20 protein-coding genes are annotated in these 23,817 nt (G+C 64.9%); 8 read left to right on the forward strand and 12 right to left on the reverse strand.

Annotated elements, in window-relative coordinates:
- The first annotated feature begins 34 nt into the window (after window positions 1–34).
- Entirely contained in the window at window positions 35–535 is a 501-nt protein-coding gene (locus tag G578_RS0107160; RefSeq protein WP_028793649.1) for a hypothetical protein, read from the forward strand.
- A 174-nt stretch (window positions 536–709) separates the two neighbouring features.
- On the opposite strand, the gene blaOXA is transcribed toward G578_RS0107160, so the two are convergent.
- Window positions 710–1,537, reverse strand: a complete 828-nt coding sequence (blaOXA, locus tag G578_RS0107165) for a class D beta-lactamase (protein WP_028793650.1) — start codon at window positions 1,535–1,537, stop codon at window positions 710–712.
- A 207-nt stretch (window positions 1,538–1,744) separates the two neighbouring features.
- On the opposite strand from blaOXA, the gene G578_RS0107170 reads away from it, so the two are divergent.
- The 5 genes from G578_RS0107170 to G578_RS29860 all read left to right on the forward strand — a co-directional run bounded on the left by G578_RS0107170 (window position 1,745) and on the right by G578_RS29860 (window position 7,234).
- Window positions 1,745–2,533: a short-chain dehydrogenase/reductase gene (locus G578_RS0107170; protein ID WP_028793651.1), complete on the forward strand. Its 789-nt coding sequence runs from the start codon at window positions 1,745–1,747 to the stop codon at window positions 2,531–2,533.
- A gap of 38 nt (window positions 2,534–2,571) precedes the next feature.
- Window positions 2,572–3,804, forward strand: a complete 1,233-nt coding sequence (locus G578_RS0107175; RefSeq protein ID WP_028793652.1) for an aminotransferase-like domain-containing protein — start codon at window positions 2,572–2,574, stop codon at window positions 3,802–3,804.
- Window positions 3,805–3,860: 56 nt separating this feature from the next.
- The gene (locus G578_RS0107180; RefSeq protein WP_028793653.1) at window positions 3,861–4,781 is read left to right on the forward strand and encodes a homoserine O-succinyltransferase; all 921 of its coding nucleotides are present in this window, start codon (window positions 3,861–3,863) and stop codon (window positions 4,779–4,781) included.
- 51 nt (window positions 4,782–4,832) lie between these two features.
- The gene (locus G578_RS0107185; RefSeq protein WP_028793654.1) at window positions 4,833–5,213 is read left to right on the forward strand and encodes a nuclear transport factor 2 family protein; all 381 of its coding nucleotides are present in this window, start codon (window positions 4,833–4,835) and stop codon (window positions 5,211–5,213) included.
- 173 nt (window positions 5,214–5,386) lie between these two features.
- Window positions 5,387–7,234: a cold shock domain-containing protein gene (locus G578_RS29860; protein WP_169400832.1), complete on the forward strand. Its 1,848-nt coding sequence runs from the start codon at window positions 5,387–5,389 to the stop codon at window positions 7,232–7,234.
- A gap of 59 nt (window positions 7,235–7,293) precedes the next feature.
- Here G578_RS29860 and G578_RS0107190 read toward each other — a convergent pair whose 3' ends face one another.
- The 5 genes from G578_RS0107190 to G578_RS0107210 all read right to left on the reverse strand — a co-directional run bounded on the left by G578_RS0107190 (window position 7,294) and on the right by G578_RS0107210 (window position 13,920).
- Window positions 7,294–7,941, reverse strand: a complete 648-nt coding sequence (locus G578_RS0107190; protein WP_051244222.1) for a TetR/AcrR family transcriptional regulator — start codon at window positions 7,939–7,941, stop codon at window positions 7,294–7,296.
- Between the two features lie 10 nt (window positions 7,942–7,951).
- Window positions 7,952–9,256, reverse strand: a complete 1,305-nt coding sequence (locus tag G578_RS0107195) for an NAD(P)/FAD-dependent oxidoreductase (protein ID WP_028793656.1) — start codon at window positions 9,254–9,256, stop codon at window positions 7,952–7,954.
- A gap of 160 nt (window positions 9,257–9,416) precedes the next feature.
- Window positions 9,417–11,837: a GcvT family protein gene (locus G578_RS0107200; RefSeq protein WP_028793657.1), complete on the reverse strand. Its 2,421-nt coding sequence runs from the start codon at window positions 11,835–11,837 to the stop codon at window positions 9,417–9,419.
- A gap of 62 nt (window positions 11,838–11,899) precedes the next feature.
- Window positions 11,900–12,871, reverse strand: coding sequence for a glucokinase (glk, locus tag G578_RS0107205; RefSeq protein WP_028793658.1), 972 nt, complete (start codon window positions 12,869–12,871; stop codon window positions 11,900–11,902).
- Window positions 12,868–13,920: an alpha/beta hydrolase family protein gene (locus G578_RS0107210; protein ID WP_028793659.1), complete on the reverse strand. Its 1,053-nt coding sequence runs from the start codon at window positions 13,918–13,920 to the stop codon at window positions 12,868–12,870. The genes glk and G578_RS0107210 overlap by 4 nt, the downstream gene beginning before the upstream one ends.
- Window positions 13,921–14,280: 360 nt before the next feature.
- Between G578_RS0107210 and G578_RS25205 the strand changes: the two genes are divergently transcribed.
- Complete coding sequence (locus G578_RS25205; RefSeq protein ID WP_084618742.1) at window positions 14,281–15,849, forward strand: DEAD/DEAH box helicase; 1,569 nt, start codon at window positions 14,281–14,283, stop codon at window positions 15,847–15,849.
- A gap of 49 nt (window positions 15,850–15,898) precedes the next feature.
- On the forward strand, window positions 15,899–16,108 hold the full coding sequence (locus G578_RS0107220; protein WP_028793660.1) for a cold-shock protein: 210 nt from the start codon (window positions 15,899–15,901) through the stop codon (window positions 16,106–16,108).
- Between the two features lie 98 nt (window positions 16,109–16,206).
- Here the strand turns inward: G578_RS0107220 and pcaG are convergent, their stop codons facing one another.
- The 6 genes from pcaG to G578_RS0107250 form a co-directional block, all read right to left on the reverse strand.
- On the reverse strand, window positions 16,207–16,788 hold the full coding sequence (gene pcaG, locus G578_RS0107225; protein WP_028793661.1) for a protocatechuate 3,4-dioxygenase subunit alpha: 582 nt from the start codon (window positions 16,786–16,788) through the stop codon (window positions 16,207–16,209).
- Entirely contained in the window at window positions 16,785–17,498 is a 714-nt protein-coding gene (pcaH, locus tag G578_RS0107230; RefSeq protein WP_028793662.1) for a protocatechuate 3,4-dioxygenase subunit beta, read from the reverse strand. Before pcaH ends, pcaG begins: the two co-directional genes overlap by 4 nt.
- Complete coding sequence (gene pcaD / locus G578_RS0107235; protein ID WP_051244225.1) at window positions 17,491–18,291, reverse strand: 3-oxoadipate enol-lactonase; 801 nt, start codon at window positions 18,289–18,291, stop codon at window positions 17,491–17,493. The genes pcaH and pcaD overlap by 8 nt, the downstream gene beginning before the upstream one ends.
- A 180-nt stretch (window positions 18,292–18,471) precedes the next feature.
- The gene (locus G578_RS30150; RefSeq protein WP_028793664.1) at window positions 18,472–21,144 is read right to left on the reverse strand and encodes a TRAP transporter large permease subunit; all 2,673 of its coding nucleotides are present in this window, start codon (window positions 21,142–21,144) and stop codon (window positions 18,472–18,474) included.
- Window positions 21,145–21,222: 78 nt separating this feature from the next.
- Complete coding sequence (locus G578_RS0107245) at window positions 21,223–22,149, reverse strand: TRAP transporter small permease subunit (protein WP_211228878.1); 927 nt, start codon at window positions 22,147–22,149, stop codon at window positions 21,223–21,225.
- 219 nt (window positions 22,150–22,368) lie between these two features.
- Window positions 22,369–23,466 (reverse strand): TRAP transporter substrate-binding protein, encoded by a 1,098-nt coding sequence (locus G578_RS0107250; protein ID WP_028793666.1) that lies wholly within the window; start codon window positions 23,464–23,466, stop codon window positions 22,369–22,371.
- Window positions 23,467–23,817: the final 351 nt, after the last annotated feature.

Below are 23,817 nucleotides of genomic sequence, written 5' to 3' on the forward strand. Positions count from 1 at the left end.
AGCAGCGGCAACCGGCAGGGAAGGATCTGACGGCATGCGCATGTGTCACATCCTGGCGGCGGTGCTTCTCGGGGCCGTGCCGCTTCTGACGATCGGCCTGTCCGCCCGCGACGCGGCAGCCGATTTCCCATGGTTCGGTGGTCCGAAAGACAAGCTGTCGCTGTCCATCGCGGTGGAGGACAATGTCAGAGGCGGCTGCTGGGCGGACCGGGAGGGGACGGTCGACGATATCGCCCGCACCCTGACGCGCCACGGCATCGGGGTGGACGCGGAGGCACCGGTCAATCTGGTGATCTATGCCATCGGCCATCCCTCGGCGACGGGGCGGTACCGCAAGCGGCTGTCCTGTGTGGGCGTGCTGCAGGTGCGGGTGAATTCCCTCGACGTCTCCGAGGACCAGAGTTTCCAGATGACCAGCCTGTACGACCAGGAACGGCTGCTCGTCTCCCACCATGTGCTCGACCAGGCGATCGGAACCATGGCGGTGGAACTGGTGGACAACTTCTCCCGCCGCTATGCCGAAACACGGGAGTAGGGGACTGGTTCCTCCCACTCTCTCCTACGTCCGCTCCCTACTCCTCCTTCACTCCCCGGATTTAGTCCGGGGCCTACCAAAGGGGCCGCACGGTCCAATCCAGGTCACGCTGCACCGTCGGCCTCGGACTAAATCCGGGGAGTGAAAGAAGGGCGTATTCGCGGCGCCTCACCCTCACTCGGGCAGGCCCTCCGCCCGGTCGAAATACGCCGCGAACAGGCCGTCCCGCGTCTTCGGACCCGCCGGCTTCTCCGGCTTCTCGCTCTCGTGGATGAGCCGGGCGAACACCACCCTGCGGCCGTCGCGTTCGGCCCAGCCGACGAACCATCCGAACGGCTGGCCCCACATCAGACTGCCGTTCTCCTCCCGCGGCAGGCCCGAGCCGGTCTTGCCATGGACGTGCCAGCCGCCCGGCCGGACGCCGTAGTCCAGGATCGAGACCGTGTTCTCTACCGCCGCCTCGGAGACCGGCAGCTCGCCGGCCAGCATGCGCTGCAGGAACGCCACCTGCTCCACCGGGGAAATCGCCAGCGACGAGCTGAGCCAGGCCGTGGTCAGGCCGCTGCCCTCGCCCTTCTTGCCGGAGAGATCCCGGTTGCCGTAGCCGAATGCCTCCACATACGCCGCGAAGCGATCGGACCCGAGCCTGGCCGTGACCTGTTGCGAATACCAGACGACCGATTCCTTCATCCACCGTACCGGATCCGCCGGCTGCTTCCACGCTTCGCGCCAGTCCACATAGCCCTCGCGGAACGGCATCACCGGGGCGGTGGGCGAGGTCAGGATGCCCGCGTCGTATCCCATCAGGCTGATCGCGATCTTGAACGTCGAGGCGGGCGAGTGGCGTTGGTCGCAGTCGCCCTCCTGTACCAGGGTCCGCGGAGCCTCCGCCGCCGGTCCGACCGCCTCCTCGATCAGGGTGCACACGATCCGGCTCTCGGCGGTCGCCGGCGCGGCGAGGATGGCCTGGGCTGCGATGAGAAAGAGCAGGAGGCGGCGCATGACGGGCCTTTCGATCGGTTGCGGAAGCGGTGCGCGGAGTAGGACGCGGCAAGAGGTCAGCATGATGGCGCCGGCTGCCGCAATACCGTCGCCTTGCGACCGGGTTCTGTTGGGCAATAAGCCCGTCTCCGATAGGTGCTTATCAGCGGCGCCGCGCTTTGCCATGCTTGCCGGCCAATCAACAAGCAATCCGATGGGGAGGCCTGCATGGACCTGGGCGTAAAGGGAAAGACCGCGCTGATCACCGGCGCGTCGAAGGGGATCGGCCGCGGCGTGGCCGAGAGCCTCGCCGCCGAGGGCTGTAACCTGCGCCTGGCCGCGCGCTCCGGCGACATGCTGGAGACGGCCGCCGCCGAACTCCGCGACGCCTACGGGGTGACGGTCGCCGTCCATGCCTGCGACATCACCGCGCCCGGCGTGATCGACGAACTGGCCGCCGCCGGCATTCCGGACATCCTGGTGAACAATGCCGGCGCCATTCCGGCCGGCGACATCGAGGCCATGGTCGAGGAGCGTTGGCGCGACGCCTGGGAGCTCAAGGTCTTCGGCTACATCAATATGACCCGGACGTTCTTCGCCGCCATGAAGCAGCGCGGCCACGGCGTGATCTGCAATGTCACCGGTCTCGCCGCCGACAAGACCGACTTCAACTACGTCGCCGGCACCACCGGCAATGCCGGCCTGAACGCCTTTACCAAGGCGATCGGCGGGGTCAGCCTGGAATTCGGCGTGCGCGTGTTCGCCGTCAGCCCCGGTCCGGTCCAGACCGAGCGGCTGATCGGCCTGCTGAAGACCCGCGCGGTGCAGGACGGCGGCAGTGAGGACAACTGGCAGAGCTACATGTCCGGCATGCCGATGCAGCGCGCCGCGACGGTTCCCGAGGTGGCCGATACCGTCGCCTTCCTGGTCAGCGACCGGGCGACCTACTTCACCGGCCAGGTCGTCACCGTCGATGGCGGCCAGGGGTCGCGCGGCGGCAGCTTCACCAACAAATAATCAAGAACGGTCCTAACGAGACTCCCGGAGGAAACCCGATGCCTTTCGATTTCGCCCCGCTGCTGAACCCCAAGCTGCCTCCTGCCGCCGGAAAATTCGGCGGATTCCCGAAGTACAATTTCGTCGGCGGCCACAATGACGGCAGCAGCATCCCGGTGCAGACCCTGGCCGATGCGGTCAGCCGCGCGCTGCTGCGCGAGGGCGATACGCTGGCGACCTACGGGATGCAGAGCGGACCGCAGGGCTACCGTCCCCTGCGCGAGGCGGTGGCGCAGATCCTGGAGCGCCGGGCCGGCATGAAGACCGATCCGGACGAGGTGCTGATCACCGGCGGCTCGCTGCAGGCCATGGATCTGGTGAACAACGCCCTGCTGGAGCCGGGCGACACTGTGATCATCGAGGAGGCCTGCTACGGCGGGGCCATGACCAAGCTGAAGAAGCTCGGCGTCGACTGGGTCGGGGTGCCGGTGGACGGTGACGGCATGCGCATGGACGCCCTGGCCGAGACCCTGGACAGCCTCAAGGCGGCCGGCAAGCGGGTGAAGTTCATCTACACCATCCCGACGGTGCAGAATCCGACCGGGACGGTCCTGTCGCTGCCGCGTCGCCACGAGATGCTGAAGCTGGCTGAGAAGCACGGCATCGCCATCTTCGAGGACGACTGCTACTGCGATCTGATCTTCGACGGTCCCTATGCGGACCAGCGGCCGCCGGCGATCCGCGCGCTCGACGACAGTGGCCGGGTCGTCTATTGCGGCTCGTTCTCCAAGTCGATCGCCCCCGCCCTGCGGGTCGGCTACGTGGTCGCCGACTGGCCGGTACTGAGCCGCATCCTGGCGCAGAAGTCGGACGGCGGGACCGGGGCCGTTGAACAGCTCCTGCTGGCCGAGTTCGCCCAGGATTTCGACGCCCATGTGGGCAACCTGAACAAGGTGCTGAAGGGTAAGGCCGACGCCCTGGTCGAGGCGCTGGAGGCCGAGTTCGGTACGGCCGCCGAGTTCACCCGGCCGACCGGTGGTATCTTCCTGTGGGTCACCCTGCCCCAGGAGGTCGACACCACCCGTCTCGCCCAGGTGGCGGCTGCCGAGGGCGTTGCGGTAAACCCCGGTGCGGAGTGGTCGGCCGACCCGGAATCCGGTAAGCGTCGCATCCGCATCTGCTTCGCCCACCCGCCGGCGGAGACGATCAGGGAAGGAATGGCCCGGCTGGCCGAGATCTGCCACCGCGAATTCGGTGTCCCGGCACGCGGCCGAAATGTGGAACGGAGTTAGAAATTGACCCAATCGTCATCGACTGCGTCGGTCCTCGCTGAGAGCGGGGGCCGCTGATGCCGATCAAGATCCCGGACGATCTCCCCGCCCGCGCCCAGCTCGAGGCGGAGGGTGTGGCGGTGATGGACGAAGCCACCGCCATCCGCCAGGACATCCGCCCGATGCGGATCGGCCTGCTGAACCTGATGCCGAACAAGATCCGTACGGAGACCCAGTTCGCCCGCCTGCTTGGTGCGACGCCGCTGCAGGTCGAGCTGACGCTGGTGAAGATCACCAATCACGTCGCCCGCAACACCTCCAGCGACCACATCATCTCGTTCTACGAGAACTGGGAGGATATCCGGGACCAGCGATTCGACGGCTTCATCATCACCGGCGCGCCGATCGAGCAGCTCGAGTACGAGGAGGTCACCTACTGGGACGAGCTGCGCCGCATCTTCGATTGGACCCAGACCAATGTGCACGGTTGCCTGAACATCTGCTGGGGGGCGCAGGCCGCCGTCCACCATTTCCACGGCATGCCGAAATACGACCTGCCGAAGAAGGCCTTCGGTGTGTTTCGGCACCGGGCGCTGGACAGCACCTCGCGTTACCTGCGCGGCTTCTCCGACAACTTCGTCATCCCGGTGTCGCGCTGGACCGAGGTCCGGTCCGAGGACATCCCGGCCGATAGCGGGATGGAGGTGCTGGTGGAGTCGAAGGATACCGGGCTGTGCCTGCTCGACGACCCGAAATGCCGGTCGCTGCACATGTTCAACCACATCGAATACGACTCCCTGTCGCTCGGGGAGGAGTACTTCCGCGACGTGGAGAGCGGCAAGCCGATCGACGTGCCGCACGACTATTTCCCGAACAACGATCCGTCCCTGCCGCCGGAAAACCGGTGGCGCAGTCAGGCCTATCTGCTGTTCTGCAACTGGATCAACGAGATCTACCAGACCACGCCGTTCGACATGACCGATATCGGCCACCGCTGAAGGACGCGCGCTGACCGCCTTGCACTGACCCCAACCAGAGGAGACGGGCCCATGGCCGGAGTGATCACCATCGCGTTGCTGGACGAGATCCAGGACGGTTTCAACCGCCACGATGTCGACGGGATCCTGTCGCATTTCGTGGAGGAGTGCGTGTGGGTCATGGCCAGCGGTCCGACACCACCTGAAGGGCGGGTCTGTCACGGCAAGGCGGAGATCGGCCAGGTGCTGACCGAGCGCTACAAGCAGATCCCCGACATGCGCTGGGAGGACATCCGCCACTGGATCGTCGACGACAGCAAGGCGATCTCCGAATGGGTGGTCAAGGGCACGCCCGAAGGCGGCGAGCCCTTCGCCTATCTCGGCTGCGACCTCTGGGAATTCGAGGGCGGCAAGGTGACCAAGAAGGACACCTACTGGAAGATCGTCCGGTAGGCCGGTCCGCTTCAATCCATCGCTGAGCCTTCCATGATCGCCGCAAGGCGTTTCTTCCATATCGACGATTCATGGTAGAAAGGACGCGGGAAGCGGTGTGCTGTTCGTAGAAATACCAGTCGGGACCTGCAACGCCACCGTCGCTGCGCGCAAGGGAAGAAGAGTGTAAAATCATGGAATTCATAGATTTCACCAGCCTTAACATTGGGTTTACCAATGCCGAAAACTATAGAGCTAGATCAAATAAGGAGCTTCTTTCAAAATATTTTGTCCGAGACGAATATCTCGAGAGGCTCCTCAATCCCAATGTTTTCTTTTTGATTGGTGAAAAAGGCACTGGAAAGACAGCTTATTCTACTTACATGAGAAATAGTCGGTATAAAGAAAAGAATGCATTCACTTATGATATACGCCAAACTGAGTATCAAAAATTTTTAGAACTTAAGAAATCTGGATATCTTCCGCTTAGTCATTATAGTGAAGTCTGGCGTACTTTGTTGATGATATTGTGTGCTTCCAGTATTATTGATGTTTCCTCAACGCCTAAATTTTTACAGCGCTTCTCAAAGCTGCGCGGGATTAAAGATGCGATGGATGAATTCTATCGAAATGCATTCTCGCCCGAAGTATCTAAGGTTATGACGTTTATCGAATCTTCAGAGCTAAGTTCGGAACTGGTGGCCAAGTACGGCGGAAGTGGAGCTAAAACTTCAGGAAAAATTAGTGGAAAGGTCGAGGATAAAAAAACGACCTTTCAGACAAATTTGCTAACCTTGCGTAGATCTTTCGAAGATGCGGTATCTCAGCTCAATTTAGATGAAGATTTTATTTTATTCATTGATGGAATTGATATTCGCCCATCTGAGATCGCATATGAAGAGTATTTTGATTGCGTTCGTGGTCTCATTGATGCTGTGTGGTCGATAAACACTGACTTTTTGTCAAATATTCGAGATAGTAGAGGAAGGATTCGTGTGGTATTATTGGTGCGTCCCGATATTCTTCTCACTTCTGGGCTTCATAATGTAAATACGAAAATAAGAGATAATTCAGTATATCTTGATTGGCAAACAACATATAAAGATTATAGAACGTCGCGGCTATTTTCTGTGGCGGATAGGATTTTATCGTCACAGCAATCAAATGAAAGTGATGAGATAAGAAAAGGTACGGCGTGGGATCATTATTTTCCATTTCAAAGTGACAATATCGAGTATCAAGATGATGGATTAAAAGAAAGTGTCAGCTCTTTTCTTTCGTTCTTAAGATTTTGCTATCATCGTCCGCGTGATGTAAATGCGATGATGGATACGATGCAAAAAATACTTACCGCTCGTGGCGGGTCAAAAACCGTTTCGCGATCTGATTTTAATGACCCTACTTTTCGAGATGCGCACGCAAACTATCTTCTCGGAGAAGTGCGTGATCAACTTCTTTTTTACTACACACAGTCCGATTATGATCAATTTATATCATTTTTCTCTTATTTAAATGGAAAGAAAAAATTTAGTTACGAAGAATACTATTCTGCGTTCACTAGATTCTGCGCGGACTGTGCGGCGTCAGGTAAGGCGTTGCCAAAATTTTTCGATACAGCAGAAGTATTCTTGCAGTTTCTGTACGATCACAATGTCATATGTTATTTTGAAACAGATGATGAAGGTTATGAAAAGAAATTTATTAGATGGTGCTTTCGAGAAAGATCCCCCGCAAACCCGTCTCCGAAAGTTAGAGCTAACACTGATTATGAGATATTCTATGGATTGACCAAAGCCTTAAATGTCGGGCGTAAGGTAAAATTGCAGCCACGAGTGTCTGCGCGTGAAATCGGAAGTATTGTGAAGTTTGATGCAAACAAGAAATTTGGATTCATTCGAGGAGGAGCGTCGCAGAAGGATTATTTTTTTCACATTTCCGATTTTCAAAAGGGAATGCTTATCAGAATTGGCGACAAAGTGTCTTATGATCCAGTTATGCGTGACGGAAAATGGCGGGCTGGAAGTGTTAAAGTTGAAAAATAATTCAAAAAATTAATGGCATTGTGGTGTCTTTTCGATTCAGATCTCTCTAATTTTTGCGCCTAGCGCGCCGCCATCTCGTCCATCCAGGCGAGATACGGGTCGAGTTCGTCGGGTGTCGGGGCCTGGCCGGTGAAGGCCTTCAGGTAGTGCCCGGTCAGGGCCTTGCGCTGTTCCAGGGTCTCGCCCAGATCCAGGGCGTAGTAGCCGATCTGCATGAAATACAGCACGCGGGAGCGCACGAAGGCTTCGCGCTCCTCCCAGCCGTGGCGTCGGAACAGCTCGGCGATGGCGGCCACGCGGGTCTCGTCGGCCCGGTCCAACTCGGCTCGGACCTGCTCGGACCGCCGCGCCCAGTCGCGGATGGCGAAATCCAGCCGCGGATCGAACAGCCGCTCGTCGACCCAGCAGCGGAAGATGTTCGTCACCCCATGCACGATGGAGGTGGAGGGCAGGGCCGCCTGCTCGACCACGGCGCGGGTGTTGGTGTCCTGCCAGTGTGCCAGCAGGGCGTCCAGCAGCCGTTCCCGGTTTCGGAAGTACCAGTAGAAGCTGGAGCGCGACACGCCGAGCCGGTCCGCCAGGGTCAGCACCTTCACGCTGTCCACCCCCTCGCCGATCAGGGTCTCCAGCGCGACCCGGATCCAGTCTTCCCGTGTGGCCTTGGTATGGGTCAGGCGGGCGTTCGGTGGCGGGCCGGCGTCATTCACGATGCATTCCTCATCCCAGCACCGAGAAGCTGCTCTCCTGGTTGATGCTGCGCTTGCGGGAATAGAAGCCGACATCGATATCGCGGCCGAGATAGGGCAGGCGGAAGGAGAGCGGGGCGGTGTCGTGATCGTGTCCGGCCGCGTCGTATTCGACAAGGGCCGCCATCATCTTTCCGGCCACCGGAGCGTTCTTGAACTGGTTGCCGCTGGTCCCGCAGGCCATGTAGTAGCCGCCGAGCGAGGTCTTGTCGTAGATCGGGATCCAGTCCTCGGTCACGTCGTAGAGATCGACCACGCCCTTCATCCGGCTGGGGATGCCGAGGCTCGGCAGGCGCTGGGCGTAGCGCAGGGCCTGGACCCGCCACTGTTCGGAGAACTCGCGGTCGTAGTCGGTGTCGTCCTCGACCCAGACATGGGCGTCGCAGGGCGGGTCCTCGCTGCCGATCAGGATGTTGTTGCCGTGCTCCGGGCGGCAGTAGACGGCGATGTCGCTGTCGGAGAGGACCATGCCGTCGCGCTCGAAGTCGAGCCCGGCGGGGGCGGGGACGTGGACCACCTCCTGGCGCAGGGCGCGGGTGGAGATGGTCATCTCGTCGGTGACGCCGGCCAACGCGTTGATGCGGGCGGAGGCAGGGCCGGCGACGTTGATCACGACCGGGGCGTGGATCTCGGCGCCGTCGGCCAGCCGGACGCCAGCGGTCTTGCCTCCGTTTTTCAGGATCTCGGTGACGGTCGCGCCATAGAGGAACGCCGCACCCTTGGCCTTTGCCGCATCGGCGAGGTTCTGGGCGGCCAGGGCCGGGTCGGTCACATAGCCCGCCTTGGGCCAGAACACCGCCCCGCGCAGGTCGCTGCCCGTGGGATGGCCGAATTCCGGATCGCTGACGGCCTTGGCCGGGTGGAACTGCGCCAGACTGGTGCCGGGCAGGCGGGACCGGATCCGTTCCGGGCTCCACTCCTCGTAGGGCACGGCGAGCATATCGGCGTTCTCCATGTGGCGGGCCATGAAGTCGTTGCCCTCGGTCTTCATGACCAGCGCGCCGCATTCCTTGAAGCGGGCGAGGCCCTCCGTACCGGTTTCCAGGTAGTCGGCCCAGTCGCGCCAGTAGTGGTAGCCCTCCCAGGCGAAGGCGGTGCCATCCAGGGTCGAGTAATAGGTGCGGATGATGGCGCAGGACCCGCTGGTCGACCCGTGGCCTGCCTGGGCGTTGCGGTCGACGGTGAGGGTCTTCCAGCCGTTCTTGGCGAGTTCGAAGGCGATCGCGGCCCCGATCACCCCGGCCCCGATGATGACGGCGTCTGCGGTTCTGGTCATGGGGGCGATCCTTTCATCGGTGCGGCGTTTGCGGGGTTCCGGCAAGCGGCATATCCGGCCCCCGGCACAGGTCCGGGGAGTGAGTGCAGTTGTTCAAGCAGGTCAGACTCCCCGGACCTGTTCCGGGGCGACCCTTTCCGCGTGACGGGACCCATCGTGCTCATCCCCGCAGCCGGGCGCCGCTCGGATCGTAGGGGCTGTCGGCGATGATCCGGGCCGGGCGCTTCTCTCCGACCACGTGCACGTCCACCGCCGTCCCTTCGACCGCCACGTCGCTGTCCACCAGCGCCATTGCAAGGCTCATGCCCACCGAATGCCCGTAGCCGCCGGAGGTCACGAACCCGATCCGTTTACCGTCGATCCAGACCGGCTCGAAGCCGCGGGCGTCGGCACCGTCGGCATCCACCGCCAGGGTCACCAGCCGCTGTGCCGGCGCCCCCGCCTCTTTCTCCCGCAGCGCCGCCTCCCGGCCGATGAAACCGGGCTTGTCGAAGGCGATCCAGCGGTCGAGCCCGGTCATGCCGGGGGTGTAGGCCTGGGTGAACTCGGTCGACCACACGCCGTAGCTCTTCTCCAGCCGCATGGCGTTGGCCGCATAGCCGCCGACCGGTGCCAGGCCCAGTCCCTGGCCGGCTGAGACCAGCGCGTCGCGCAGCATCCGGTGTTCCGGCGCCGGCACGTTGATCTCGTAGCCGAGCTCGCCCAGCACCGAGAGCCGGCCGACCCTGGCCCGGGTCAGGCCGATATCCATCTCGCGGCAGGCCATGAAGCGGACGTCATCGGCGGCCACGCTGTCGTTCACCACCGCCCGCTGCATCAGTGCGCGGGCGTTCGGACCGGAGACCAGCCAGCCGGTCCAGGCGTCGGAAATGTCGCGGACGCTCACGTCCGCCGCGGTGTGGCTGTCGAACCAGCGCATGTGCCACTGGCGCAGGTAGTAGGAGCCCATCAGCCAGAAGGTCTCGCCGTCCCAGTTGAACACCGTGAGATCGCCCATCAGCCGGCCCGTGGGCGAGAGCATCGGCGCCAGACGGGCCCGGCCGGCCGTCGGCAACGTGCAGGCGAGCATCCGATCCAGCCATTTCTCGGCACCTGGCCCGCTAACCTCGTAGCGGGAATAGCCCGAGGTATCGAGCAGCCCCACCCCTTCGCGCACGGCGCGGGTTTCGGCGGCGACGATGTCGAAGGCGTTCGAACGCTTCAGGGTCGGCGTCTCCTCGAAACCCTTCGAGGGGGCGAAGAACAATGGCACCTCCAGCCCCCAGCTCACGCCGAAGCGGGCATTGGCGGCCACATGGGCGTCATGGCTGGGCGAGACCCGCAGCGGCCGGCCGGCGGGAAGCTGCTCGTTGGGATAGGCCATGACGAAGCGGCGCGAATAGAACTGGCCGGTGGTCTGGCGCAGGTACTCGCGGTTCGACGCCCATCTGCCGAAGCGGGCGATGTCCATGCCGAAGACGTCGGCTTCCGGCTCGCCGTGGATCATCCATTCGGCCAGGGATTTGCCGACACCGCCGCCCTGGCTGAACCCGGCCATCACCCCGCAGGCGAGCCAGTAGTTCGGCACCCCGGGCACCGGCCCGACCAGTGGGTTGCCGTCCGGCGCGAAGGTGAAGGCGCCGTTGACCCATTTGCGGATGCCGGTGTCGTTCAGCACCGGATAGCGCTCGAACCCCTTGGCCAGTTCCGGGGCGATGCGGTCGATATCCTCCGGGATCAGCTCGATGCCGTAGTCCCAGGGCGCACCCTCCATGTTCCAGTGCTTCGGCGTCAGCTCGTAGACCCCGACCAGCAACCCGCCGCGCTCCTGGCGCGAATAGGTGAAGCCCTCCAGGTCAGTGAGCATGCACATCTCGCGCTCCCGGCCCTCCAACTCGGCGATCGGCTCGGTGACCAGGTAGTGGTGCTCCATGGGCGTGACCGGCAGGTCGACCCCGGCCATCAGCCCGACCTGCTTGGCCCAGAGGCCGGCGGCGTTGACCACGTGCTCGGCGATGATCGTGCCCTGCTCGGTCACCACGTCCCAGCCGCCTTCCGCCCGGGGCTTCAGCTCGATCACCCGGTTGCGCAGGATCACGTCGGCACCGCGCTTCTTCGCCGCCCCGGCATAGGCATGGGTGGTGCCGTAGGGGTCCAGGTGCCCCTCATGCGGGTCGTACAGGCCGCCGATCACGTCGGACAGGTCGGCGATGGGATTGAGCTCGCGGATCTCCTCCGGCGTCAGCAGCCGGGCCTCTTCCACGCCCATGGTCTGGAAAACCGCCCAGGCGGATTTCAGCCATTCCCAGCGCTCCGGCTTGGACGCGATGCTGACCCCGCCGGTCATGTGCACGCCGACCGCCTGGCCGCTCTCCTCCTCGATCTCCTTGTAGAGCTTGATCGTGTAGGCCTGTAGCGCGGCGATGTTCGGATCGGCGTTCAGCGGGTGGAAGCCGGCCGCCGCATGCCAGGTGGAGCCGGCGGTCAGCTCCGCGCGCTCAATCAGGGCGATGTCGGTCCAGCCGAATTTGGTGAGGTGATACAGCACGCTGGCGCCGACCACGCCGCCGCCGATGATCACCGCGCGGTACTGGGATTTCATGGGCTCACCCTCCCGGACTGGTGGCGGACCGGGGAAGGCTAATCGCGCGTGCGGATCTGTGTCTAGACAGAAGTGTCCAGATCGTTCCTCAAAATTGCCTCCGCCGAGCGGCTCAGCCCGAGCAGGGCGGACTCGCGATGGGTGATCAGGCGCACGGGGATCGGGTCGAGATAGCCCGCCAAACGGCCCTTGGCGGTGAAGCGGCGGCGGAAGCGTCCGCCGTCGAAAAGATCGCCGAGCTTCGGCACCATGCCGCCGGCGATGAACACCCCGCCGCTGGCTCCGGCTGTCAGGGCGAGGTCGCCGGCGACGGTGGCCAGGAAGTCGGTGAACAGCCCCAGGGCTTCCCGGCAGCCTGGGTCGGTCGCCCCTTCGGCGACGATGGCGGCGGCGTCGAGCCGGCGGGCCGGCAAGTCCTCCACCGCACAGACCGCGTCGTGCAGGTCGGCGAGCCCGGCCCCGGAGAGGGCCCGTTCGGCGGAGACATGGCCGTGCAGGTTGCGCAGATAGCCGATCACCCGTTCCTCCAGGCCGTTCTGCGCCGGTAGGGTGGCGTGGCCGCCTTCGCCGGGAACGACCTTGAACCCGCCGTCGCCCGGCACGACGAGGCCGACGCCCAGGCCGGTGCCGGGACCGATCGCCACCATGGCGCCGGGACGGGCGGTCCGCTCCGCGCCGACCGTGCGGTAGTCGTCCGGTGTCAGATGCGGCAGGGCGTAGGCGACGGCGGCGAAGTCGTTGACCACCGCGAGCTGCTTCAGGCGGAAGCGGCTGCGCAGCGGGGCCACGGGAACCGTCCAGTCGCGGTTGGTGAACACCATGGTCTCGGCGTCCGACGGCCCTGCCACCGCGAAGATCGCCCGTTCGGGCTGGGTCTCCCGGCCGATCTTGGCGAGATAGGCGCCGACGGCGTCGTCCAGACTGGCGAAGCGGTCACCCTCCATCGACGATTCCTCGCGCGTGGTCTTCCCGTCGGTGAGAGCGAAGCGCAGGTTGGTGCCGCCGAGATCGGCGATGAGGATGGGGCCGGTCATACGGCTGCCTCCAGGGTTCTGCGGAAATGCGCCTCGGCGAAGGCCGCGGCCTGGTCGTGGATCGCCCGCCGGTCGATACCGGGAGGATCGAGGCAGATCTCCGGCGCTTCTGCCCGTCCGAAATCCGTTGCCTCGTTCAGAAAGACATAGTGACCCACCGTCTCCCCCAACAATTCCACCGCGAAGGCGGGATTCTGCTGCCGCAGCCACAGGGCGCAGTCCTCATGCGGGGCCTCCAGGTCGGCTCTTCCGACCATGATCGAGACCGGAAGGCGGATGCCGGCGAGGCTGTCGGGGCGGAAACCGCGGACCGGCGGTGCCGGGGCAAAGGCGACGACGGCGCGCACCCGGGGGTCGGCATAGGAGCGTGACTGCCGCTCGAGCGAGGCGCGGAAGGGCGCGGACCTCCGGAGAAGGTCCTCGAACCGGTCGGAAAGATCGGGGAATTCCCGGGGGCCGCCCGGAGCGCCCGGCTGGGTCTGCGCCCAGTCCTGGAAGCGGGCCAGCTCGGTGACCGCTCCGGCCAGCGACAGGACGGTGTATCCGCCCAGGGAGAAGCCGGCGGCGACGGTGCGGTCCATGTCGAGCCGGTCGGCGAAAAGCGGGTCCTGCAGCAGCATGTCGAGGGCGACGGACAGGTCGCGTGGCCGCTCCCACCAGCACAGAAAGCCTTCCGCCCGGTACGGCTCGATCTCGGTATTGCCGTGATGGCTGACCCCCAGACAGACGTAGCCTGCGCCGGCGAGACGGACGCCGAGCCAGGCCAGGCCCTCGGATCGGCCGCCGGTGCCGTGGGAGAGCAGCACAACGGGCCATCGCGCCCGGGCCGGCGACAGCGCCGCACCCTGCGCCACCGCCGGCGCTAGGAACAGGTCATGCGGGCCGGTTGTGGCGGGTGCCGGATCGGGCGTGTCGGCGGCGGCCGGATACCAAGCGGTCCAGGCGATCGGCCGCGGATCCGTCCCGTCCCAGTCCGAGCGCGTCGGGTCCAGGAAAAGGCCGGATGCCGCGCCGACAACCGATCCGAAAGCAGTTCCCGCCTGGGTCATCCGCGTTCCCTCAACAAGTATCCGCCCCTGGGAGCCTGACGGGTATCCGCGCCGAATTTCAAGGCACTTTGCCGGCGTATCGGGGATCGAAAGGGCGGAAATGTGCGGGATTCACGAATTCTCTTGCAATCGCGACGGCAAGCCCCATTTTGCGGTGCAAGAGACGGTGCCAAGCGTGGACGTGACGGATACCCGCAGTGTTGGCGCAGTCGGATGGACGCCCTTAGTTTTAAGCGGAAAGGCCATCACCTTGCTTCTTCGGTCTGAAGGGGCATCATTGGCTGGCTGTTCCGCGCATGCTTGCTTACAGGAATTGAATGCCGACCGGCATGGCCGGGCGGATAAAACGAAAGACTTATTTTGACAGACTTCAAGACCCTCGGCCTTGCCGAGACCGTTCTTCGGGCCGTTACGTCCGAGGGATACGACACTCCCACTCCGATCCAAGCCAAAGCCATCCCCCTGGTCCTCGAAGGCCGCGACGTTGTCGGTATCGCCCAGACGGGCACCGGCAAGACCGCCGCTTTCGTGCTGCCGCTGCTGAGCCGGCTCGCCGAGCTCGGCGGTACCGCGAAGCCGAAGGGCACGCGGGTGCTGGTGCTGTCCCCGACCCGCGAGCTGGCCGCCCAGATCCATGACGCCGTGCGGGCCTATGGCAAGAACGTGCGCCCGCGCTCGACCGTCGTGGTCGGCGGCGCCAAGCCGGGACCACAGATCCGCGCCTGTGCGCAGGGTCTGGACTTCCTGGTGGCGACACCTGGCCGCTTGCTCGACCATATCGGGACCGGCGCGATCAAGCTGACCGATACGGCCGTCGTGGTGCTGGACGAGGCCGACCAGATGCTCGACCTCGGCTTCATGCCGGCGGTGCGCCGCATCCTGGCGATGACGCCGAAGACGCGCCAGACGGTGCTGTTCTCGGCCACCATGCCGAACCAGATCCGCGCTTTGGCCGACGATTTCCTCACCGATCCGGTCGAGATCGCCGTGACTCCGGCCTCGACCCCGATCGAGCGGATCCAGCAGAGCGTGGTGCAGGTGGCGCGTGCCGAGAAGCGCAACGCCCTGGCCAGGATCCTGGCCGACGAGGCCGTGCGCCGGGCCATCGTCTTCACCCGCACCAAGCGCGGCGCCGACCGTGTGGCCCGCCATCTGGCCTCCGCCGGGCTCGCCAGTGAGGCGATCCACGGCGATAAGAGCCAGGGCCAGCGCGAACGCGCGCTGGACGCCTTCAAGACCGGCAAGTCCAACATTCTGGTCGCCACCGACATCGCCGCGCGCGGCATCGACGTGGACGGCGTCACCCATGTGGTCAACTACGAGCTGCCCAACGTTCCCGAGAGCTATGTCCACCGCATCGGCCGCACCGCGCGGGCCGGCGCCGAGGGCGTGGCCGTGTCGCTGGTCGACGAGGAGGAGATGGAGCTGCTCGGCGATATCGAGCGGCTGATCGGCCGGTCGCTGATCACCGGCGAGGCGATCGATCGCGACGCGCCGAAGCCCAGGGCCGCCGGGTCGGGCAAGGCGAAGCGCAGCCGTCGCCGTGGCGGCGGGTCGCGCACGCAGCAGACGGCCGGCGGCGAAGGCCGCCCGCAGCAGAGCCGCGGCGAAGGTCGCCCGCAGCAGAGCCGCGGCGAAGGCCGCCCGCAGCAGAGCCATGGCGAGAGCCGCCCCAAGCAGGTCGGCGGCGCCCGTGCCCAGCAGAGCAACGGCGACGGTCGTCAGAAGCCGGCCGCCAAGAGCGACGGCCGACCGAAGCAGGCTCCGAAGAGCAATACGCGTCCGAATCAGCCCAATGGCGGCGATGCCCGGCCGAAGCGCTCGGGCGGCGAGGCGCTAGACGCCGGCGTCGCGCGGATCGCCGGCGGCACGCCCCGCGGCGGCAAGCAGCAAAAGGGATTCCGTTCTCCGGCGCCTGTGCGCGCCTGAGAGAGCGGACGGAATACCAGTAAACGTCAGTAATGAAAGGAGCGACGTTATGGCCACCGGTACGGTGAAATGGTTCAACACCACCAAGGGTTATGGGTTCATTCAGCCGGATGATGGCGGTGCGGACGTGTTCGTGCACATCAGCGCCGTTGAGCAGTCCGGCATGCACAGCTTGAACGAAGGTCAGAAGATCGAGTACGAGCTGCAGTCTGACCCGCGCCGCAACAAGGTCTTCGCCGGCAATCTGTCGGCCGCCTGAGCTCCCTGAGCCAAGGCACGCCCATCAGGAAGCCCCGCCGGGAAACCGGCGGGGCTTCTTTCTTGCCGTCATCCTGACGGGGACGGCTCGCTCGGGGCTCACACGTCGAAGAACACCGTCTCGTTGTCGCCCTGCATGCGGATGTCGAGCCGGTAGGTATTCCCGTCGCGGTCCGCGATGAGCGTATTGCGGCGGTCCGCCGGAACCGCGCTCAGCACCGGGTCGGCCGCGTTCGCGTCCGCCTCGTCGGAGAAGTAGATCCGCGTATAGACGTGGGTCAGCAGGCCGCGCATGAACACGATCACGTTCAGATGCGGCGCGTCGCCCTCGGCGGCGGCTCCCGGCTTGATGGTGTCGAAGACGAAGCGGCATTTCGGATCGGTCCCGGTGCCGGTGCGCCCGAAGCCGGTGAAACCCGCGTTGGAGCCGCGCGGGTCCGCCGGATGGGCATAGCGGCCCCGGGTGTCGGCCTGCCAGATCTCGATCATCGCGTCGGGGATCGGGGCGCCGTCGCCGTCGAGCACGCGGCCCTCCACCCGGATCCGCTCGCCCTCGACCTCTTCGCCGGCCATCGCGCCCTCGGCGATGGAGGTCTGTGGGTAGTTGTATTGCCGCGCGGTCAGGCCATAGGCGAAATACGGGCCGACGGTCTGCGACGGCGTCTGCTTCCACTGGCTCATCGGCCGGCCTCCATCGGCGTTTCCCTCGGCCCCCGCAGCACGATGTCGAACACATAGCCCAGCGCGAAGCCCTCCTCGGTGACGTCGAGGGAGAAGTCGCTGACCAGGCGGTTGCGGGCGCCCTCGGGCGTCCCCAGAAAGATCGGATCGAGAGCCAGCAGCGGGTCGCCGGGGAAATACATCTGGGTGACCAGTCGGCTGGCGAAAGCCGGGCCGAACAGGGAGAGGTGGATGTGGTTCGGCCGCCAGGCATTGGCGTGATTCGGCCAGGGATAGGCGCCCGGCTTGATCGTGTAGAACCTGTAGCGGCCCTCGGCATCGGTGACAGCCCGGCCGCCGCCGAAGAAGTTGGGATCGAGCGGGGCGTCGTGCCGGTCGTTCTCGTGCACGTAGCGGCCGGCGGCGTTCGCCTGCCAGATCTCGATCAGCGCGTTCGGCTGCGGCCGGCCGAGCTCGTCGAGCACCCGGCCGGTGACCACGATGCGCTCGCCCAGGGCCTCGCCGTTCTTCGCCCCGTTCTTCGTCAGGTCGTTGTCCAGCGGCGCCAGGGATTCGTGGCCGTAGACCGGGCCGGTCAGCTCCGACAGGGAGTGCCGGATCGGAACCAGCGGCTTGGTCGGCCCGCGCTTGACCGTCGATTTATAGTCGGGATGGATCAGCGGCGGATGGGCCGCCCAGTCCCGCGGTGTGATGCTGTTTCCGTCAGCCATGGTTGACCTCCTTCAGAAGGGTCTTCAGCTCGGACACGACCGCGTCGGGCGCCTCGATGCTGGGCAGGTGGCCGACATCGGGCAGCTCGACATAGCGTGCGGTCGGCAGCGAGGCGGCGAAGGCGGAGACCACCTGCGGCGTCGTCGCCCCGTCCTCGGCGCCGCAGATCACGACACAGGGGACGGCGATTTCGGCGGCCTTGGCGGTGTAGTCGGCGTCGCGCAGGGCGGCACAGGCGGCGGCGTAGCCGTCGGCCGGGGTGCGGGTCAGCATCTGCCGGTAGCCGACGAGATCGACCGCCCGGTCCCGGTGGAAGACCGGCGCGAACCAGCGCTGCAGGACAGTGTCCGCCATCGCCTCAAGCCCGTCGGTGCGCACCATGTCGATGCGCTGCTGCCAGAGATCGGCGGCACCGATCTTTGCCGCCGTGTCGCACATCATCAGCCCGGCGAAGGCCTCGGGCCGGGCGGCGTAGGCCGCCTGGGTGATCAGCCCGCCGATGGAGACACCGGCCATGACCGTACGCGTGACGCCCAGATGGTCCAGCACCCCAAGGGCGTCGGCGGCGTAGCGTTCGATGGTGATCGGGGCGCCGCCCAACGCCGAGAGGCCGTGGCCGCGCTTGTCCATGCGGATGCAGTGCCAGCGGTCGCAGAGGGCCTCGACCACCGCATCCCAGATGCGCAAGTCGGTGCCGAGCGAATTCGAGAACAGCAGGGCGGGTCCGTCGGTGGGCCCGTCCTGGCGGACATGCAGCACGCACCCGCCCACGTCGACGAAAGTCGATGCCATCAATCCTCCCCTTGGTGACGCGGTCTTTCGCCTATCCTGCCTCCAAGGGAGAGGGACGTCGAGTGCGCTGCCCGCCGACAGCAAAATGCCCCGGCCAGACCTGACCGGGGCATTGGCTTCGCGAGGCGAAGGTCGGCCGACCGGAAGCGGAGCGGGACCGGCCCGTCCGCTTCCGGGTGCTTAGAAGTTCAGCGAGATGTTGCGGTGCTCGGAGCTGCACGAGGCGACGTACAGGGCGACCTCGCGCGGCAGCCTCGCCTGCTGGCGCAGGCCGATCGTGTCGTCGATCGCGTCCTCATAGGCCTCCACCTGCGGCAGCAGGGCGTCGGACGCCTCAGCCCGCCAGGCGATGTCGGCCTCCAGTGCTGCGACGGCCTCGGCATGCTCGGCCAGTGCCTGGTCGGGATCCGGCTGCCTGGTGTTGGTGGTCCGCAGCTCGCGGCGGGCCTTCGACAGGGCCGAACGGATGTCGCCCGCTCCCTCGATGTCGCCGACCCGGCCTTCGACCGCCTGGATCTCTTCCATCGCCACTTCCGGATCCTTGGTGCGGATGGTGTCCGCCAGAGCCTTGATCTCGCTCTCGAGTGCGACGAGTTGGTCGGCGCCCCGCAGGACCCGCATGAAGGTCTGGATCGGCTCGTAGGCGTTGTCGACGACGCGGCGGTAGTTCAGATAGGCCCGCTTCTCCTCGGAGAGCAGCTTCTTGAATTCGCCGTGCACCTGATCCCAGTTGCTCGGCATCTCGGACATCAGGGTTTCTTTTTCTGCCGTCAGTTCCTCTGCCCGGTTTTGCAGCCGCTCGATGTCCTCGACTTCGTCCGGCGCCTGGCGCTGAAGCTGACCGGCCCGGCGCTGGGCGGCTTCCAACTCCTCGGCGTTGCGGCGCAGGGCCGCCTCGATCCGGCGCACCTCGGTGCGAACCGGATCGTAGGTTCCTGCAGCGGCGGCGATCGCCGCGCTGGTGGCACGCGCGTCGTCCAGGGCCTGGAAGGCGTTCTCGGCTCCGTTGACGGCCCGGGTCACTTCGCCCGCAACCGTCTTCGGAACGCCGGACAGATCCCAGCCCTTGGCGGTCTGGATGGCGGAGCGGATGGTATCGCCCTCTTCCTGGAACGCCTGGTACACGTACTCCTCGATACAGGCCTGCAGGCGGGGGTTCTGCGGCGGCGGCGCGGTCTCGCCGAGCAGCGAGAGACGCGACGGCAGATAGTTCACCAGCGGCGGGTTGGCGCCGACGATCAGCAGCGCGATGAGCTGCAGGGTGATGAACGGCACCACGCCCTTGTACATGTCCAGGGTCCGCACGGCCGCCGGAGCGACGCCGCGCAGGTAGAACAGGGCGAAGCCGAAGGGCGGGGTGAGGAACGAGGTCTGGATGTTCAGGCCGATCATCACGCCAAGCCAGACGGCGGTGATGTTGGCGGACGGGTCGGCAAGCAGGATCGGCGCCACGATCGGCACCACGACGACGGCGATCTCGATGAAGTCCAGGAAGAAGCCGAGGACGAAGATCACCGCCATGACGATGATGAACTGGGCCCAGAACCCGCCGGGCAGACCCAGCAGGAACTCCTTCACGAGCTCCTCGCCGCCGAAGCCGCGGAAGGCGGCGGTCAGCATGGCGGCGCCGAGCAGGATGATGAACACCAGCGAGGTTGTCTTCGCCGTCTCCATCATCACGCCTTGCAGCGTCTCGTTGGTCCGGTAGGTGCGGATCAGGCTCCAGACGACGCCGATCAGGAACACCACGGTGGCGATGACCGCCAGGGTGACGCCGAGCTGATCCGACGGGCCGTTGATCGCCCGGATGTTGACGTGCCAGACGCTGGTGATGATCAGGATGGCGACCACCGCGCCGCCGGCCAGGATCGCCGGCCAGTAGGTCCGCGCCTTGCCGTCGTAGAGGCGGTAGCCGGCCATGACCGTGGCGCCGACCGCGCCGATGGCGCCGGCCTGGTTCACCGTCGCGATGCCGGTGATGATCGAGCCCAGCACCACGAAGATCAGGGTCAGCGGCGGGACCAGGGCGAGGGTGACGCGCATCGCGAAGCGACGGTCATAGGACCCTTCGAACGGCACCGGCGGGGCGATGTCGCGGCGGATGAAGGCCACGACGAAGATGAACAGCATGTACAGGCCGACCAGGACGAGGCCCGGGACCAGCGCGCCCATGAACATGTCGCCGGCGCTGGTGGAGGACACGGCGAACTCGCTCGGCATGGCGAACTCGCCGGTCGCCGCCTTGTACAGGTTGGTACGCAGGCTGCTGGCCTGGTCGACCGCGTTGGAGAGCTGGTCGGCCAGGATGATCAGCACGATGGACGGCGGAATGATCTGGCCCAGGGTGCCGGAGGCGGCGATCGTGCCGGTCGACAGCCAGTTGGCGTAGTTGTTGCGCATCATCGCCGGCAGGGAGATCAGGCCCATGGCCACGACGGTCGCGCCCAGGATGCCGGTCGTCGCCGCCAGCAGCGCGCCCACGAACACCACCGAGATGCCGAGACCGCCGCGGATCGGACCGAAGAGCTGCGCCATGGAGACCAGCAGGTCCTCGGCGATCTTCGAGCGCTGCAGCATGATCCCCATGAACACGAACAGCGGGATCGCTATGAGCGTGTCGCGTTCAACCTCCCAGTAAATTCCTCGGAAGTTGGTGACGCCGGCGCTCAGCCAGTTTGTCGGCCCGCCCTGGGCGAAGAAGGCGTCCGGGTTTCCGGTCGCGAGCATGCCGGCGGCAGCGGCGAGCAGGATACTGATGATGGCCGATCCCGGCAGCGCGAAGGCGACCGGGAAGCCGGAGGCGAGAGCCCCGGCCATAAGCAGCACCAGAATGACGACGAAAAGGACTTCCATGACGCTTTGGCTTTCCTGAGTCCGGGGCGTTCCGTATCCGGGGTCGAGACCGCGGTCGGTCGGTGAATTGGCGGTCGGTTAGGCGGCAGCGCTCGGCGCGATCTCGCGCGCGCCGGGCTCCTGGCGGTAATTGGCGATGCTCTCCAGCACGCAGCTGGTGAACTGGACGCACATGGTCACGGCGAAGATCGCGAGGAACCCGGCCATCCAGTACTTCACATACATGCCGAAGCCGGACTGCGAGACCTCGTAGGCGAGCAGCGGGCTGTTGATGATGCTCGACTGATTCCACATGCCGAGGATCATGATCGTCCAGCACAGGAGCAGCCCCAGGAAGATGGCGCCGATCGCATTGATCAGGCCCTTGGTCTTGTCGCTGAAGCCGGCATACAGCACATCCACGCGGACATGCCCGTCCTCGAACAGGGTGTAGGCACTGGCGAACAGGAACAGGGCGCCGTACCAGAAGCGCACCAGGTCGCCCTGGAAGGCCTGCTCGTAGGAGAACACGAAGCGGCTCAGAACGATGCCCAGCTCGGCCAGGACGACCAGCAGGGCAAGCCAGTGGAAACCGAGCGACCGGGACCGGGCGGCGATCACCAGCGCCACGATCAGCATCGGCGCGTGCACGAAGGGACCGCGGAAGCGGGATCGGCCGAGCTCGGTGCCGAGTTCGGCGCCCAGGAGCTGGTCGGCCAGCGCTTCGACCCGCAGGAAGGAGATCACAGCGTCGACCAGGCCGATCAGCAGCACGCTCCAGAAGGCGAAGCGCACGACGAAATTGGCGATGGCGGCCATCGCCATGGCATCGGCGCGCAGGTTGCGCGACGGCGACCGGGTCACGAACACGATCGCGAGGACGATGCTCAGCACGAAAAGCGCCGTCTGCAGCAGCGCCAGCACGAGCCCGGTGCCGGTCGGCCGGGGCTCGGCGATCAGCGCGAAGACGCCAGGCCATTCGAGCCAGAAGCACAGGAAATTGTTGATGACGTAGGCAAAGGCCATCGTGACGGATATCCAGCCGAAAGTGCGGATCACCGCGGTTCCGGGTCGGTATGCGTCTGCGCCCATGGCGTCCGCGTAGGCGCCGTCAGTTGCCGTGCTCATGTCTAACCCTTGAGAAGGACCGGTCCGATCAGACCGCGGGACGTTCCCGTCGGCCGAAACAGGGAAGCAGACGGAGCTTGCGCTCCGTCTGCCCCGGAAATGTCCGGCGTATCGACCTTAGAGGCCGAGCACCCGGTTGCGCTGAGAGTAGTAAGCGCCTTCGGACAGCTTCATCCAGGAGCCGACATCGGCGCGCGCGGCGGCGAAGCTCTCATGGATGCGGTTGGCCAGCTCGGAGTGGGCGCGGGCCTCTTCGTAGACCTCGGCCGAGGCGTCACCGAACGCGTCATAGACGTCGTCGTTGAACTCCTTCAGCTCGACGCCGTGCTCGTTGACGAGCTTGGCGAGGTAGCGGCCGTTGTTCGCGTTGTACTCGGACATCATGACCTGGCACTCCTCGTAGGCGCAGGCCTGGATCAGCAGCTGATCCGACTTGTTCAGGCCTTCCCACCAGGTCTTGTTCATGCCGAGGGAGTCGAAGCCGCCCGGCTCGTGCATGCCCGGATAGTAGTAGTACTTCGCGGCCTCGTAGAACTTCAGGAAGTAGTCGTTCCACGGACCGACCCACTCGGTGGCGTCGATGGCGCCGGAGACCAGGTTCTCGTAGATCTGGCCGCCCGGCAGGGACACCGGCGAGGCGCCCAGCTTGGCCATGACGTCGCCGCCGAGGCCCGGCATGCGGATCTTCAGCCCCTTGAAGTCCTCCGCCGAGTTGATCTCCTTGTTGAACCAGCCGCCCATCTGGACGCCGGTGTTACCGGAGGCCAGGCACTTCAGGCCGAATTCGCCGGCGAGCTCGTCCCAGAGCTCCTGGCCACCCATGAAGTGGATCCACGAACCCATTTCGTTCTCGGTCAGGCCGAACGGAACGGACGTGAAGTACGCCCAGCCCGGGTGCTTGCCTTTCCAGTAGTAGTCGGCCGCGTGGTAGCACTGCGCGTTGCCCGAGGCGACTTCGTCGAACACGTCGAACGCACCGACGCGCTCGCCGGCGGCGAAGTACTGAACCTGGAAGCGGCCGTCGGAGACGTCCTGGATGCGCTGTGCCAGACGCTGGGCACCGGTGCCCAGACCCGGGAAGTCGCGCGGCCAGGTCGAAACCATCACCATCTCGATGCGCTCTTGCGCGATCGCCGGCGCCGCAAGGGTGGTCGATGCAGCAGCACCGCCGACCGCAGCGATGCCTGCGTTCTTGATAAATTCACGACGTTTCATGGTTGTCTGCTCCCTGCTTAAGGTCGTTTCTGGGACGTATGGTCAATTGAAAGCGTTGCCCCACTTAAGCTTTCCGGGGGCGATCATACCTAGCGGCGATTTTTGGTAAAGCCCAAGTGTGCACTGCGCCATGACATGATCAATGTCCACGCGAGCCGCGTCCCCCGGCCTCGTGACTTCTTGTTGGATGCTCCTTAACACGAATGCCACAGACGTTGCGACAACGAGTTTGAGTGGCCGAGTGTGGCGGTTTGCGCCCTTTTACCCATGGCGGGAAATTGGGGTTCGGATCGGAAACCACCGATCTCGCATCGCGATGCGGCCGGGTGACGCAGATGTGCCGCCGTGGGT

Source organism: Thalassobaculum salexigens DSM 19539, from assembly GCF_000423805.1.
GTDB lineage: Bacteria > Pseudomonadota > Alphaproteobacteria > Thalassobaculales > Thalassobaculaceae > Thalassobaculum > Thalassobaculum litoreum.

What these genes read in the sequence shown, in the direction of transcription:
- G578_RS30150 (WP_028793664.1), bottom strand. Translation starts at nt 21,144, where the DNA reads ATGGAAGTCCTTTTCGTCGTCATTCTGGTGCTGCTTATGGCCGGGGCT.
- pcaH (WP_028793662.1), bottom strand. Translation starts at nt 17,498, where the DNA reads ATGGCTGACGGAAACAGCATCACACCGCGGGACTGGGCGGCCCATCCG.
- G578_RS0107170 (WP_028793651.1), top strand. Translation starts at nt 1,745, where the DNA reads ATGGACCTGGGCGTAAAGGGAAAGACCGCGCTGATCACCGGCGCGTCG.
- G578_RS0107195 (WP_028793656.1), bottom strand. Translation starts at nt 9,256, where the DNA reads ATGACCAGAACCGCAGACGCCGTCATCATCGGGGCCGGGGTGATCGGG.
- glk (WP_028793658.1), bottom strand. Translation starts at nt 12,871, where the DNA reads ATGACCGGCCCCATCCTCATCGCCGATCTCGGCGGCACCAACCTGCGC.
- G578_RS0107220 (WP_028793660.1), top strand. Translation starts at nt 15,899, where the DNA reads ATGGCCACCGGTACGGTGAAATGGTTCAACACCACCAAGGGTTATGGG.
- G578_RS0107250 (WP_028793666.1), bottom strand. Translation starts at nt 23,466, where the DNA reads ATGAAACGTCGTGAATTTATCAAGAACGCAGGCATCGCTGCGGTCGGC.
- G578_RS0107185 (WP_028793654.1), top strand. Translation starts at nt 4,833, where the DNA reads ATGGCCGGAGTGATCACCATCGCGTTGCTGGACGAGATCCAGGACGGT.
- G578_RS0107180 (WP_028793653.1), top strand. Translation starts at nt 3,861, where the DNA reads ATGCCGATCAAGATCCCGGACGATCTCCCCGCCCGCGCCCAGCTCGAG.
- pcaG (WP_028793661.1), bottom strand. Translation starts at nt 16,788, where the DNA reads ATGAGCCAGTGGAAGCAGACGCCGTCGCAGACCGTCGGCCCGTATTTC.
- blaOXA (WP_028793650.1), bottom strand. Translation starts at nt 1,537, where the DNA reads ATGCGCCGCCTCCTGCTCTTTCTCATCGCAGCCCAGGCCATCCTCGCC.
- G578_RS29860 (WP_169400832.1), top strand. Translation starts at nt 5,387, where the DNA reads ATGGAATTCATAGATTTCACCAGCCTTAACATTGGGTTTACCAATGCC.
- G578_RS0107200 (WP_028793657.1), bottom strand. Translation starts at nt 11,837, where the DNA reads ATGAAATCCCAGTACCGCGCGGTGATCATCGGCGGCGGCGTGGTCGGC.
- G578_RS0107160 (WP_028793649.1), top strand. Translation starts at nt 35, where the DNA reads ATGCGCATGTGTCACATCCTGGCGGCGGTGCTTCTCGGGGCCGTGCCG.
- pcaD (WP_051244225.1), bottom strand. Translation starts at nt 18,291, where the DNA reads ATGGCATCGACTTTCGTCGACGTGGGCGGGTGCGTGCTGCATGTCCGC.
- G578_RS0107210 (WP_028793659.1), bottom strand. Translation starts at nt 13,920, where the DNA reads ATGACCCAGGCGGGAACTGCTTTCGGATCGGTTGTCGGCGCGGCATCC.
- G578_RS0107175 (WP_028793652.1), top strand. Translation starts at nt 2,572, where the DNA reads ATGCCTTTCGATTTCGCCCCGCTGCTGAACCCCAAGCTGCCTCCTGCC.
- G578_RS0107245 (WP_211228878.1), bottom strand. Translation starts at nt 22,149, where the DNA reads ATGGCCTTTGCCTACGTCATCAACAATTTCCTGTGCTTCTGGCTCGAA.